This window comes from Acinetobacter sp. BZX-2 (assembly GCF_055179795.1).
Window position 1 is genome coordinate 805,243 of sequence record NZ_CM143686.1, and the last position, 13,463, is coordinate 818,705.

Annotated in this window: 9 protein-coding genes, 6 tRNA genes and 1 rRNA gene; 11 read left to right on the plus strand and 5 right to left on the minus strand. The window is 39.3% G+C overall.

Features of this window, described 5'->3' with window-relative positions:
* Positions 1–101: 101 nt before the first annotated feature.
* Positions 102–707, minus strand: a complete 606-nt coding sequence (locus tag ACY45D_RS03830) for a DUF805 domain-containing protein (RefSeq protein WP_463108520.1) — start codon at positions 705–707, stop codon at positions 102–104.
* Between the two features lie 260 nt (positions 708–967).
* Positions 968–1,609 (minus strand): peroxiredoxin, encoded by a 642-nt coding sequence (locus ACY45D_RS03835; protein WP_463108521.1) that lies wholly within the window; start codon positions 1,607–1,609, stop codon positions 968–970.
* A gap of 334 nt (positions 1,610–1,943) precedes the next feature.
* Here ACY45D_RS03835 and secA point away from each other — a divergent pair, with 334 nt between their 5' ends.
* The 8 genes from secA to ACY45D_RS03875 all read left to right on the plus strand — a co-directional run bounded on the left by secA (position 1,944) and on the right by ACY45D_RS03875 (position 8,372).
* Positions 1,944–4,661: a preprotein translocase subunit SecA gene (secA, locus tag ACY45D_RS03840; RefSeq protein WP_463108522.1), complete on the plus strand. Its 2,718-nt coding sequence runs from the start codon at positions 1,944–1,946 to the stop codon at positions 4,659–4,661.
* 145 nt (positions 4,662–4,806) lie between these two features.
* Positions 4,807–5,196 carry a hypothetical protein gene (locus tag ACY45D_RS03845; protein WP_463108523.1) on the plus strand — a complete coding sequence of 130 codons (390 nt, stop codon included), beginning with the start codon at positions 4,807–4,809 and terminating at the stop codon, positions 5,194–5,196.
* 179 nt (positions 5,197–5,375) lie between these two features.
* A complete protein-coding gene (argJ, locus tag ACY45D_RS03850) occupies positions 5,376–6,596 on the plus strand; it encodes a bifunctional glutamate N-acetyltransferase/amino-acid acetyltransferase ArgJ (RefSeq protein ID WP_463108524.1) in 1,221 nt (406 codons plus the stop codon).
* A 144-nt stretch (positions 6,597–6,740) separates the two neighbouring features.
* Positions 6,741–7,808, plus strand: a complete 1,068-nt coding sequence (gene nadA, locus ACY45D_RS03855) for a quinolinate synthase NadA (RefSeq protein ID WP_463108525.1) — start codon at positions 6,741–6,743, stop codon at positions 7,806–7,808.
* Positions 7,809–7,959: 151 nt separating this feature from the next.
* Positions 7,960–8,036 (plus strand) — tRNA-Pro (locus ACY45D_RS03860).
* Between the two features lie 48 nt (positions 8,037–8,084).
* Positions 8,085–8,161: transfer RNA gene (locus tag ACY45D_RS03865), tRNA-Arg, on the plus strand.
* 42 nt (positions 8,162–8,203) lie between these two features.
* A tRNA-His gene (locus ACY45D_RS03870) sits at positions 8,204–8,279 on the plus strand.
* 16 nt (positions 8,280–8,295) lie between these two features.
* A tRNA-Pro gene (locus ACY45D_RS03875) sits at positions 8,296–8,372 on the plus strand.
* A gap of 168 nt (positions 8,373–8,540) precedes the next feature.
* Here ACY45D_RS03875 and ACY45D_RS03880 read toward each other — a convergent pair.
* From ACY45D_RS03880 to ACY45D_RS03890, 3 genes are read right to left on the minus strand one after another with little or no spacing between them, the layout of a single operon-like run.
* Entirely contained in the window at positions 8,541–9,020 is a 480-nt protein-coding gene (locus ACY45D_RS03880; protein WP_463108526.1) for an OmpA family protein, read from the minus strand.
* 26 nt (positions 9,021–9,046) lie between these two features.
* Positions 9,047–10,264: a sensor domain-containing diguanylate cyclase gene (locus tag ACY45D_RS03885; protein WP_463108527.1), complete on the minus strand. Its 1,218-nt coding sequence runs from the start codon at positions 10,262–10,264 to the stop codon at positions 9,047–9,049.
* 4 nt (positions 10,265–10,268) lie between these two features.
* The gene (locus ACY45D_RS03890) at positions 10,269–10,679 is read right to left on the minus strand and encodes a YfiR family protein (protein ID WP_463108528.1); all 411 of its coding nucleotides are present in this window, start codon (positions 10,677–10,679) and stop codon (positions 10,269–10,271) included.
* A 641-nt stretch (positions 10,680–11,320) separates the two neighbouring features.
* Here ACY45D_RS03890 and ACY45D_RS03895 point away from each other — a divergent pair.
* From ACY45D_RS03895 to ACY45D_RS03905, 3 genes are all read left to right on the plus strand, one after another.
* Positions 11,321–12,857, plus strand: a 16S ribosomal RNA gene (locus ACY45D_RS03895).
* 59 nt (positions 12,858–12,916) lie between these two features.
* Positions 12,917–12,993: transfer RNA gene (locus ACY45D_RS03900), tRNA-Ile, on the plus strand.
* Positions 12,994–13,059: 66 nt separating this feature from the next.
* Positions 13,060–13,135, plus strand: a tRNA-Ala gene (locus tag ACY45D_RS03905).
* Positions 13,136–13,463 lie beyond the last annotated feature (328 nt).

Here is a 13,463-nt window from a genome sequence, read left to right on the forward strand (position 1 = left end):
GTAAGGTTGGTTATAGATTTATTTGAGAAGTAGATCATTATCTATATCTATTCATTTAAAAATTAAGGGCCTAACAGCCCTTAATTTTATTTCAAGACCAATTAGCGTGCAGGTGGCCCATATTCATTTTGTTCTTGCTTAGTATCTGTCGCCCACCATACGATAAGAAGAATAAGACCAATCCCTGTCAATCCAATCAGTTGCCACCAACCAGAACGGCCGACATCATGTAAGCGACGAGCACCGACAGCAAGGCTTGGTAAAAATAACGCTAGATTTAATAAACCATTGAGTAGTGGTGTGGTGCCAACAATTCCATCTATTATTCGCGCTACTATACCTAAACCAATGCATACCAATATAAAAAACCAAAACTCTTTACGACGAGCACGACCATCAAAAGTTACATATTGTTTTAAACATTTTACAAACCAATCGATCGGGTTGTATTGTTCTTCATCTTGGTTGAGGTTAGAAATTTGATCTAATTGTTTACTAATGCTTTGAAGCGTATTATTAGTCCTAAGTTCAGTATAGATCTGTAAAGCATTGCCCATGCTGTCTACGTCAAAATCAATACGCATGCCACGATTTGGTGGTACATCGGCTTTCCATTCTGCTCCTGTAAAAGGATAACGGATTTGATCATCTCCGCTAATCACGCCAGAGTTACTTTGTATACTGTAATCTAAAATCGTACCTTTCATATTTTTCTCAATGTTTGTTGTTAATAAAAGAACATTTGTTATTGAAAAAGATATTAACAGAGTTGCATGTATTTTGTTCTATAGTGAAGAAACTTTTTTGTAAATAGTGGTTTAACTTTAATTTTTATTCTAATTTTCATAAAAACTTAGGAAAATTTCCAATAAAAAAGCTTATTACGATGTCCGAACTCTTGGCTTAAGCTAAGGGGTATTGTAATAAGCTGTTTCAATACAAACTAGGATAATTGAGTACAACACTTTTAGTCTTTATTAGGTTGTGGCGTTAAACGTAAATAGGGCTTAACTGCTGTATAACCTTTAGGAAAGCGCTGTTTTAATTCAGTCTCATCTTTGAGCGAAGGTACAATCACGACATCTTCACCATCTTGCCAATTGGCAGGCGTTGCTACTTTAAATTTATCTGTCAGTTGCAGTGAATCCACAACACGTAAAATTTCTTTAAAGTTTCGTCCAGTAGATGCGGGATAGGTAATAATTAATCGTACTTTTTTATTTGGATCGATAATGACTAAAGAACGTACTGTGAGTGTTTCACTGGCATTGGGATGAATAAAGTCATAGAGTGTTGAAACCTTGCGGTCTTTATCAGCAATGATTGGAAAATTGACTTGCGTCACTTGTGTCTCATTGATATCGTCAATCCAGCCCTTATGTGATTCAACATCATCTACAGACAATGCGATGGCTTTCACGCCTCTTTTTTCAAATTCATCTTTTAATTTTGCAGTGTAGCCAAGTTCAGTTGTACAAACAGGTGTGTAATCGGCAGGATGTGAAAATAAGATTCCCCAGTGATTATCCAAATAATCATAAAACTGGATTGTACCTTGGCTTGATTCTTGTTTAAAGTCGGGGGCGATATCGCCTAATCGTAAAGTCATTTTAAAACCTCAAAATTTAGAAAAGTAGGTGGCTATTTGCTCGTCATAAATACTATTGCGTAGATTTTTTATAATTAAAAATAGTGTTTTTATATTTCTTTATCAGGAAAATGGATATTGTAAAATCAAAGCACAAAAAAAATCGTGTAATTGATCTGTTCTTCGCTGTAAATATCGATCAAATTTGCTACATTAATGCGCTTTAGCTCATATACGCTAGAACTGGTTGTCAGATTTTTTTTATTGGTTTTGTGCAAAACCCTTGTACTTCAAATTTCTAGCACCATAATATCGTTTGAGAAAAAATTATTTCACAAAGATTTAGAGAGTTTATATGTTGGCAAGTCTGATCGGAGGTATCTTCGGTACAAAAAATGAGCGCGAACTCAAACGGATGCGTAAAATTGTCGATAAGATCAATGCGCTCGAGCCGACGATATCAGCTTTAAGCGATGCGGACTTATCTGCAAAAACTGAAGAATTCAAACAGCGATATAACAAAGGCGAAAGTCTAGATCAGTTGTTAGCGGAAGCATTTGCGGTTTGTCGTGAAGCCGGTAAACGTGTCATGGGGATGCGTCACTACGATGTTCAGCTGATCGGCGGTATTACTTTGCATGAAGGTAAAATTGCTGAAATGCGTACAGGTGAAGGTAAAACCCTTATGGGTACTTTGGCTGTATATCTGAATGCGATTAGTGGGCAAGGCGTACACGTGATTACCGTGAACGATTATTTAGCGCAACGTGATGCTGAACTTAACCGTCCATTGTATGAATTTTTAGGCCTAACAGTAGGCGTGATTTATTCAATGCAATCACCTGTTGAAAAAGCTGAAGCTTATCGTGCCGATATTACTTACGGTACAAACAACGAGTTCGGTTTTGACTATTTGCGTGACAACATGGTTTTCTCTATGGCAGAGAAAAAACAGCGTGGTCTCACTTATGCAATTATCGATGAGGTCGATTCGATCTTGATTGATGAAGCACGTACACCGTTGATTATTTCTGGTCAAAGTGATGATTCTTCTCAGCTTTATGTTGCAATCAACAGTATTCCTCCAAAGTTAAAAGCTCAGAAAGAAGAAAAAGTTGCTGATGGTGGTCATTTCTGGATCGATGAAAAGCAACGTTCTGTTGAAATGACTGAAGTTGGTTTTGAAACAGTTGAAAATGAACTGATTGAAATGGGGTTATTGGCTGAGGGTGAAAGTTTATATTCTCCGTCAAACTTAAATCTTGTGCATCATGTGACCGCTGCAATTCGCGCGCGTTTTTTATATCAACGTAATGTTCACTATATTATTCATGAAAATGAAGTGGTAATCGTTGATGAAAATACTGGTCGTACCATGCCAGGGCGTCGTTGGTCAGAAGGCTTGCATCAAGCCGTTGAAGCCAAAGAAGGTTTAGACGTTCAACCTGAAAACCAAACTTTAGCAACGACAACATTCCAAAATTATTTCCGTTTATATAAAAAGCTTTCAGGTATGACAGGTACTGCTGATACTGAAGCGGCGGAAATGAAAGAAATTTATGGCTTAGATGTGGTACTTATTCCGACCCATCGCCCAATGATTCGTAATGATCAGAACGATTTAATTTATTTAAATCGTAATGGTAAATACAACGCAATCATTGAAGAAATTCAAAAAATCCACGAAGCAGGCGTTGCGCCAATTTTGATTGGTACAGCAACGATTGAAGCATCTGAGATTTTGTCCGATAAGTTGAAAGAAGCGGGAATTGCTCACGAAGTTTTGAATGCGAAACAACATGAGCGCGAAGCGGATATCATTGCTCAAGCAGGTTCACCACGTGCAGTAACGATTGCGACCAACATGGCGGGTCGTGGTACAGATATTTTACTGGGTGGCAACTGGAAAGCTAAACTTGCCAAAATTGAAAACCCAACAGCTGAAGATGAAGCTGAGCTCAAAGCGGAATGGGATCGTAACAATGAAATGGTGATCAGCTCAGGTGGTTTACATATCATCGGTTCGGAACGTCACGAGTCGCGTCGTATTGATAACCAGTTACGTGGTCGTTCAGGTCGTCAAGGCGATCCGGGCGTGTCTCGTTTCTTCTTATCTTTAGAAGATGATTTGATGCGTATTTTCGCGGGTGATCGTGTTGTTGGCATGATGCGAGCAATGGGTTTACAAGAAAATGAAGCCATTGAACATAAAATGGTGTCACGTTCGATTGAAAATGCACAACGTAAAGTAGAAGCACGTAACTTCGATATTCGTAAAAACTTATTGAAATACGATGATGTAAATAACGAACAACGTAAAATTATTTATTCTCAACGTGATGAAATTCTTCAAGAAAGTACATTGCAAGATTATATTGAAGAAATGCATCGTGAAGTTGTGAAAGGCTTGATTGAGAATTATATTCCACCAGAGTCTATTCATGATCAATGGGATATCAACGGTTTAGAAGTTGCTTTAAGAGATGATTTAGGTATCGACCTTTCTGTAAATCAATGGTTGGAAGAAGATCGTCGCTTAGATGAAGAAGCTTTGGTTGAGCGTATCTCTGATGACGTTGTCGCTCGTTATAGAAGCCGTCGTGAACAAATGGGAGATGACTCTGCTGCAACACTAGAGCGTCATTTCATGTTGGGTGCTTTAGATCGTCATTGGAAAGACCATTTGGCTGCGATGGATTACTTACGTCAAGGGATTCATTTACGTGGTTATGCGCAGAAAAACCCTGAGCAAGAATATAAAAAAGAAGCATTTAACTTATTTGTAAACATGTTGGGTGTCATCAAATCTGATGTGGTGATGGATCTTTCTCGTGTACATATTCCTACACCTAAAGAATTGGCTGAAATGGAAGCACAGCAACAAGCTCAAGCTGAGTCGATGCGTTTAAACTTTGCGCATGATGAAGTAGATGGTTTAACGGGCGAATTAAACAATGTGGTTGTAGATGCACAATTTACTGAAGAAAAGAAAATTGTAGCACCAGAAAGCCGTAATGCACCTTGTCCATGTGGTTCTGGTTTGAAGTATAAACAATGTCATGGCAAACTCTAATTTGCGCTGACCTTTGAAGTTAATGAAAAAAGCAGGACAATTGTTCTGCTTTTTTTACAAGTTATTACCGAAAGTTAATTTTGATTGCAGGAATGCCAATTAAATGCTATTAACTTGCTGGATTGGATCGTTCTGTGGAAAGACAATGAAAAAATTATTACAACCTTTATTTTTTGTAAGTTTAGCCATTCCAGTATTGGCATTTGCAGATACAGCACCGCAAACAACAACTGTTGAAAAAGTACAGGCTGCAACAGGTGTAACGACTGCACAAACTGTAGTAAAAAATGAAACGACGACTGTGATTAGTCCGCGTACAGGTATTCGCTATACCTTAGGAAATACTGGCGGACGTCCGATTATTCTTAAAACTGCAGCGATTGCAGCGGTAACACCTGCTACCATTAACCGTGTTGTCGCTTCAAATCCTGCTTTATCTGCAAGTAGTCAAGAAAAAGTAAAACAGGCTTTATTGGCTGTTGATACAACAAGTGCCAATGCAACAGCGGTCACAGCAGCACCTGTTCAACAATAAGCATTTATTGATATTCAAGACGACGAAAGCCAGTACCTATTTACTGGCTTTTTCAATTTTATATTTAAATCAAGAATAATTTCTGATAGTAAAAATAGATAAGCATTTTAATAGGCTCGATTTTTATTAAAATTTCTAATAAGCTGTGCTCTTATTCTATTTCATATGGACATTTAAAAATGGCTGTTGGTGACGTGTCTATGCCGCATATGCATGTGGTACAAGGGGTAAAAATTGGCTCTGCTGAGGCGTATGTACGTTATCCTAATCGACGAGATTTAGTTATTTTTGAATTTGCGCAAGGAAGTAATGTTGCAGGTGTATTCACCCAAAATGCTTTTTGTGCAGCTCCAGTACATGTTTCAAAATTACATTTAGCACAAGCTAATCCACGCTACTTAGTCATCAATACTGGTAATGCCAATGCGGGAACAGGTAAGTTGGGTATGGAAAATGCACAACTGACTTGTTTGAAACTCGCTGAGTTTGCTCACGTTGAAGAATTTGAAGTGCTACCATTTTCAACAGGTGTGATTGGTGAGCAACTACCAATCGAAAGGTTAGTACAAGGTTTACAACCTGCATTAAACACTTTGAATGAAAATTCGTGGGTAGATGCTGCTACGGGTATTATGACCACGGATACCACGCCTAAAGGTGCTTCTGAACAGTTTGAGCTTGATGGTGTGACTTATACCATGACGGGTATATCTAAAGGTGCAGGCATGATTCGCCCGAATATGGCAACCATGTTGAGCTTTGTCGCAACAGATGTTCCGATCGCACGTTCTCTTGTTCAGCAAATGTTAAAAATTAGTGTTGATCAATCATTTAACCGTATTACAGTCGATGGTGATACTTCGACAAATGATTCATGTATTTTCGCTGCAACAGGTTTAGCAGGTGGTACAGAAATTAGTTCAGTTGATGACCCACGCTATGCAATTGTATTGGATGTTTTATCACGTGTAATGAAGCGCTTAGCACAGTTGATCATCCGTGATGGTGAAGGTGCAACAAAATTCATTACGGTGACTGTTGAAGGCGGAAATGACACGCAAGAATGTTGTGATATTGCCTATAGCATTGCGCATTCTCCATTGGTAAAAACAGCAATTTTTGCATCAGATCCAAACTGGGGACGTATTCTTGCTGCGATTGGATATGCAGGCGTTCAAGATTTAGATGTTGAAAAAATCCAAGTATGGCTGGACGATGTGCAAATCTGTAAAGATGGTGGCGTTGCGGCTGACTATACAGAAGAAGCTGGTGCGCGTGTGATGTCACAAACTGAAATGACGATTCGTGTTGATTTAGGGCGAGGTCAGGCAAAAGATACGGTTTATACTTGTGATTTATCATATGATTACGTCAAGATTAATGCAGATTACCGTTCTTAATTAAAAATTTAAATAAAGCCTCATTTATGAGGCTTTTTTATAACAAAACATTTTTCGTGGTGAATTTCTGTGCGGTAGAACGTACAATTCACAAATGTGTAAACGCTAGCATGACGCCAGCGACAAGGAAAGAGAAGACCTCTTATGAATGATGCGAATAATTTAATTGCCAACGAAGCAAAATCGATTGTGCAAGCGCATTTAGATCGTTTAGGTGAGCCGAAGGACAACAGTTTAAGTCCTGAGTTAAAGCAACAAAAGTTTGAGCAAATTAAAGCAGAATTGCAAAAACGTAATGCGGTATTGGTTGCACATTACTATTGTGATCCTGAAGTGCAAGAGCTTGCAGAAGCGACAGGTGGCTGTGTTTCTGATTCATTGGAAATGGCGCGTTTCGGACGTGATCATGAAGCGTCTACGTTGGTGGTTGCTGGTGTGAAATTTATGGGAGAAACAGCAAAAATTCTTTCTCCTGAAAAAACCATTCTCATGCCAACACTCGAAGCGACCTGTTCATTAGATTTGGGCTGTCCTGTAGATGAATTCACAGCATTCTGTGATGCGCATCCTGATTATACTGTCGTGGTTTATGCAAATACATCAGCAGCAGTGAAAGCACGTGCAGATTGGGTTGTAACATCAAGTTGTGCGGTTGAAATTATTGAGCATTTGGATAGCTTGGGTGAAAAGATTATTTGGGCACCTGATCAGCATTTAGGGCGTTACATCCAAAAGAAAACTGGTGCAGAAATGTTGTTATGGGATGGTTCGTGCATTGTGCATGAAGAGTTCCGTGCACGTGGTATTGGCAATATGAAGGCGCTGTATCCGAATGCAGCTGTATTGGTTCATCCTGAGTCACCTGAATCTGTAATTGATATTGCGGATGCAGTCGGAAGTACATCGCAATTAATCAAAGCAGCTCAGACGCTTCCACAAGATACTTTAATCGTGGCTACGGATCGCGGAATTTTTTATAAAATGCAGCAAGCTGTGCCGCATAAAACATTGATTGAAGCGCCAACAGCAGGTGAAGGGGCAACATGTCGTTCATGTGCACATTGCCCATGGATGGCCATGAATGAGTTAGATGGTATTTTGGATGTATTACAAAAAGGTGATCAAGAAATTTTTGTAGATCCTGCGCTTGCAGAGCGTGCTAAATTACCTTTAGATCGTATGTTGAACTTCAGTGCTCAATTAAAACGCTAAGAATTGTATAAAAAATATCTGAAATGCTTGATTAATATACATTTGGAGTGTTTTTTTAATTTTTTTTCAAGATAGGTGTTGACGTCTTCGGGCGTCACGCCTAGAATGCACACCGTACCGCACGATGTGTGATACAAAAAGCTGAGATGAACGGAGCATAGCACAGCCTGGTAGTGCACCTGGTTTGGGACCAGGGGGTCGTAGGTTCGAATCCTACTGCTCCGACCAATTCTTCAAGGCAAGGTAATCATGTGATATTTTAGTATCATTGGTCATGCGCCTGTAGCTCAGTTGGATAGAGCATCCGCCTTCTAAGCGGATGGTCACAGGTTCGAATCCTGTCAGGCGCACCATTTATGGTAGTTTGATATTATAGATCCTGAAATGCTGTTATGGTGGTTGTAGCTCAGTTGGTAGAGCCCCGGATTGTGATTCCGGTTGTCGAGGGTTCGAGCCCCTTCATCCACCCCAATCTCTTATGAGAAATCGGAGCATAGCACAGCCTGGTAGTGCACCTGGTTTGGGACCAGGGGGTCGTAGGTTCGAATCCTACTGCTCCGACCAATTTAAGTGAAAGCTTAGATATAAATTATCCGCTAACAAGCGGTTTTTTTATGCCTGAAATTTGGTATTTAAAATAGAACTAAACATTAAATACAATTAAAAACGGTGGGTATAAAAAAGACCTCCGAAGAGATCTATTCTAAAAGTTAGATGATTGGAAGCTATAAATTAAGGAATAATAATCACAGTGACACGACGATTTTCAGCACGATGTTCTTCTGTTTCGTTATCGTGAATAGGTTGAGTAGAGCCCTTACCAACAACTTTTAAATTTTGTGGATCAAATTTTTGTGTAATAAACACGTTGGCAACGCTCTGCGCGCGTTCTTCAGAAAGCTTTAAATTATAATCAGGATTTCCAACATTATCTGTATGCCCCACGATTCTGAGCTTATCTAAACTATATTTATTGAGCTGTGTTGCTAAACGAGCGATATCAGTTTGATTTTCAGGCTTAATGGTGGATTCATTAAAACCAAAAAGTAAACGCTCAGGTAGCCCTAAGCTCCAACCTTCATCTGTAAGAGTAAAGCCTTCCTGTTTTACAACACGAGCTTGTTTGTAGCTTAAACCGCCTAGATTCATACATCCAGAAAGTGCTAAACAGAACACAGCGAGGATCGCAAGCTGTAAATTTCTAAGTGACATATTAAATACTCTACATTTTAAATAAATTACGAATGATAAATAAACCAATGATGTTGCAAAGATTTTGCTTTATACATTGCTTGATCCGCTTGAGAAATTAAATCTTCTGGGGTAGCAGCATGCTTGGAAAGCGCAATACCTAAACTGAAACTAAACGAAATAGATTGCCCTTTATAAATCAAAGGTTCCTCGCAACATTTTATCAAATTTTCTGCAATTGAGATTAAATGTTCAACTTTAACAACAGATTGTAAAATGATAGCGAACTCATCACCCGCAAGTCGTGCTACAAAATCATTTTGGCGAATATTATCTTTAAGTCGATTGGACATTTCTTTCAGTACTTCATCACCAACTAAATGTCCGTACTGATCATTAATCGCTTTAAAATTATTATTGTCGATAAACAATAGTGCAAGATTGTTACGTTGTTTTGAATCTTCGAATAAATTACATAAAACTTGGAAAAAATAATTGCGATTTGGGAGTTGAGTTAAATGATCATGCTGGACCTGATATGAAAGTTCATGGTTCTCATTTTGCAGATGCGTGTGCCAAGATTGTATTTCATCCAATAATTGGTTGAAAACGGTGTTTAGCTCTTGAAACTCTTTTATATCATTTTGTGGGAATCTTAAATTGTAAGCCTTTTGGCTTTTTAATAATTGTGCAATCTGAATAAGCGGTGAAAAAGAATGCATAATATGGCGATAGGTCAGATTGACTGACCACCATAATGCAAAAATCATAAACAACATTCCAAAAGCAAGACCCACGAAAATTTTGAAAATAAACATTAAAATTTCGTTGGAACTACCATAAAGAACAACATTACCCACATGTTGACCTTGATGTTGCACATTAAGCTTAATCGCTTCTTTTAGGAAAATATGATCAAAAAAATTCTGAATATAAGAATAATGCTCAACCGTTTTTAAGCTCTTTGCAATTTCATTGCCTTGAGCATCGTAAACTTGAATTGAACGAACAGAATGCTGAAGTGTAAATTCATCAATAATTTGAGAAATTGCATATTTATCAGAGAATACTAAAGCTGGTTGAATACGTTCAGAAACAGTTCTACTGATTAAGAGCAAATTTTGTTTAGCATAAGATTCAACAGTAAAGATAGAAATACTGACAAATGTAGATGTACAAATCAGAAGAGTGATCGCAAAGATCGTAAATTGAGATTTACGGAATAAAGTTTGTAATGAAGTCGATTTAAAAAAACTGTTGATCATTATTTTAATCCGATTTCTTAGCAAGTAGTAAAACACGTGGATCAATATGTATTTTAGACTGCGCCAAACTATCTAAATTTACTTTAAAGAAGGTATTTCCTGATTTATTGCTAAATAAACAAAAAGTGCTACCGATATCGCATTCAGTATTACTGGTACTAAAAGTTAGCACTGAAGGATTAAAAGACTTGTTAATAAAAGCTTGTTCAGCTTGAGCAGTGGTGTTGGAAAAAAAAGCGACATCACAGTGACGAGTTTTTAATTCGGTTGCATGAATTGCCAATGCCGAAAATGGCGATTTAGTGGTTTTGATATAACTACTAAACTGAGTTGCATAATCGGGATTATCAACAACACATAATTGAGGATTCGGAGTATTCCATTTCGCATAACTTAATATGGATAATGTCATCATAAAAAAATTGTGTGGCGAATTGGCATGGGAATAGTTGCCAAATAATAGCAAGATTCCTAAACATAATGTTTTTCTATTTATTAAATAGGCCATATTCGAATTAATTTTAAAGATAAAAACCGTCCAGTACAGTTTAAAGAAAAATAACAAATATAAATAGCTCAAAATTTAGTTAAATTTATAGCGATTTAGACGGTTTTGAATAATAATTATACAAACAACCCGAAAAACCAAAAAAAATTACTGAAAGGGGTTGTGTTGGTTTAGGAATGGTGTAGAATGCACATCCATCGGCGGTGATGTTAAATAAAACTTCTGATAAATCAATAGCTTGAAAGGTTTAGATAGATTTCTAAAGGAAATTTGTTGAATTGATTAAAGAATGATTTGTTAGAAAAAAGATTAACATTAACGATTGACTTTTAAGAGATTGAGAGTAATATAGCCGACCTAGCTTGATGCTGACGAAGCATTGAGAAGATCATTAAGAGAATATGAAGAACAACTTGTGTGGATTTTTACTGATTGATTGATCGAAAATATTTCATTGATTGAAAGGTTTAAATTACTCGAAGTTTATTTGAGAGAATTTGTCAGGAAATTGATGAGCCAGAATTGTGACCTTAAGTCACTAATGATTTTAACTGAAGAGTTTGATCATGGCTCAGATTGAACGCTGGCGGCAGGCTTAACACATGCAAGTCGAGCGGGGGATGTAGCTTCGGTTATATCTCTAGCGGCGGACGGGTGAGTAATGCTTAGGAATCTGCCATTTAGTGGGGGACAACATTCCGAAAGGAATGCTAATACCGCATACGTCCTACGGGAGAAAGCAGGGGATCTTCGGACCTTGCGCTAAATGATGAGCCTAAGTCGGATTAGCTAGTTGGTGGGGTAAAGGCCTACCAAGGCGACGATCTGTAGCGGGTCTGAGAGGATGATCCGCCACACTGGGACTGAGACACGGCCCAGACTCCTACGGGAGGCAGCAGTGGGGAATATTGGACAATGGGGGGAACCCTGATCCAGCCATGCCGCGTGTGTGAAGAAGGCCTTATGGTTGTAAAGCACTTTAAGCGAGGAGGAGGAGCTCTAGGCTAATATCCTAGATGCTTGGACGTTACTCGCAGAATAAGCACCGGCTAACTCTGTGCCAGCAGCCGCGGTAATACAGAGGGTGCGAGCGTTAATCGGATTTACTGGGCGTAAAGCGTACGTAGGCGGCTTTTTAAGTCGGATGTGAAATCCCTGAGCTTAACTTAGGAATTGCATTCGATACTGGGAAGCTAGAGTATGGGAGAGGATGGTAGAATTCCAGGTGTAGCGGTGAAATGCGTAGAGATCTGGAGGAATACCGATGGCGAAGGCAGCCATCTGGCCTAATACTGACGCTGAGGTACGAAAGCATGGGGAGCAAACAGGATTAGATACCCTGGTAGTCCATGCCGTAAACGATGTCTACTAGCCGTTGGGGCCTTTGAGGCTTTAGTGGCGCAGCTAACGCGATAAGTAGACCGCCTGGGGAGTACGGTCGCAAGACTAAAACTCAAATGAATTGACGGGGGCCCGCACAAGCGGTGGAGCATGTGGTTTAATTCGATGCAACGCGAAGAACCTTACCTGGTCTTGACATAGTAAGAACTTTCCAGAGATGGATTGGTGCCTTCGGGAACTTACATACAGGTGCTGCATGGCTGTCGTCAGCTCGTGTCGTGAGATGTTGGGTTAAGTCCCGCAACGAGCGCAACCCTTTTCCTTATTTGCCAGCACTTCGGGTGGGAACTTTAAGGATACTGCCAGTGACAAACTGGAGGAAGGCGGGGACGACGTCAAGTCATCATGGCCCTTACGACCAGGGCTACACACGTGCTACAATGGTCGGTACAAAGGGTTGCTACCTAGCGATAGGATGCTAATCTCAAAAAGCCGATCGTAGTCCGGATTGGAGTCTGCAACTCGACTCCATGAAGTCGGAATCGCTAGTAATCGCGGATCAGAATGCCGCGGTGAATACGTTCCCGGGCCTTGTACACACCGCCCGTCACACCATGGGAGTTTGTTGCACCAGAAGTAGGTAGTCTAACCTTAGGGAGGACGCTTACCACGGTGTGGCCGACGACTGGGGTGAAGTCGTAACAAGGTAGCCGTAGGGGAACCTGCGGCTGGATCACCTCCTTAACGAAAGATTGGTTATTGGTAAGAATCCACAACAAGTTGTTCTTCATTGATGTATCTGAGGGTCTGTAGCTCAGTTGGTTAGAGCACACGCTTGATAAGCGTGGGGTCACAAGTTCAAGTCTTGTCAGACCCACCAAGTCTACTGATTGAAATTGAAGAAATTCAAGATTACAGAGAAACAGATATATTAAGATCTTAAGCTGGGGACTTAGCTTAGTTGGTAGAGCGCCTGCTTTGCACGCAGGAGGTCAGGAGTTCGACTCTCCTAGTCTCCACCATACATTACGAAGTAATGTGAAAACGAAAGTTAAATCCTAAAGATAGTTTATAGAAATTAATGAATAAGAAGATCACATGGTCTTGATTTATTAACTTCTGTGATTTATCACAGTGAACTACTTGCTGACGAGGCGGTAGTGAATCATTAACAGAATAAATTTGAGTTGAAATAATTGTTTAACTCGTTTCAAGCAAATTAACAAGCAATTGTTAATGTTGAATGAAATGAGCACTAGCGATAAAACTGAATCAAGCGTTTTGGTATATGAATTAAATTGAAGCTGTACAGTGCTTAAGTGCACGAACAACAGATAGTAGCAATTAAGT

Bases quoted from the DNA above. Each gene is read 5' to 3' on its own strand.
- ACY45D_RS03830 (WP_463108520.1), bottom strand. From the start codon at position 707: ATGAAAGGTACGATTTTAGATTACAGTATACAAAGTAACTCTGGCGTG.
- ACY45D_RS03835 (WP_463108521.1), bottom strand. From the start codon at position 1,609: ATGACTTTACGATTAGGCGATATCGCCCCCGACTTTAAACAAGAATCA.
- secA (WP_463108522.1), top strand. From the start codon at position 1,944: ATGTTGGCAAGTCTGATCGGAGGTATCTTCGGTACAAAAAATGAGCGC.
- ACY45D_RS03845 (WP_463108523.1), top strand. From the start codon at position 4,807: ATGAAAAAATTATTACAACCTTTATTTTTTGTAAGTTTAGCCATTCCA.
- argJ (WP_463108524.1), top strand. From the start codon at position 5,376: ATGGCTGTTGGTGACGTGTCTATGCCGCATATGCATGTGGTACAAGGG.
- nadA (WP_463108525.1), top strand. From the start codon at position 6,741: ATGAATGATGCGAATAATTTAATTGCCAACGAAGCAAAATCGATTGTG.
- ACY45D_RS03880 (WP_463108526.1), bottom strand. From the start codon at position 9,020: ATGTCACTTAGAAATTTACAGCTTGCGATCCTCGCTGTGTTCTGTTTA.
- ACY45D_RS03885 (WP_463108527.1), bottom strand. From the start codon at position 10,264: ATGATCAACAGTTTTTTTAAATCGACTTCATTACAAACTTTATTCCGT.
- ACY45D_RS03890 (WP_463108528.1), bottom strand. From the start codon at position 10,679: ATGATGACATTATCCATATTAAGTTATGCGAAATGGAATACTCCGAAT.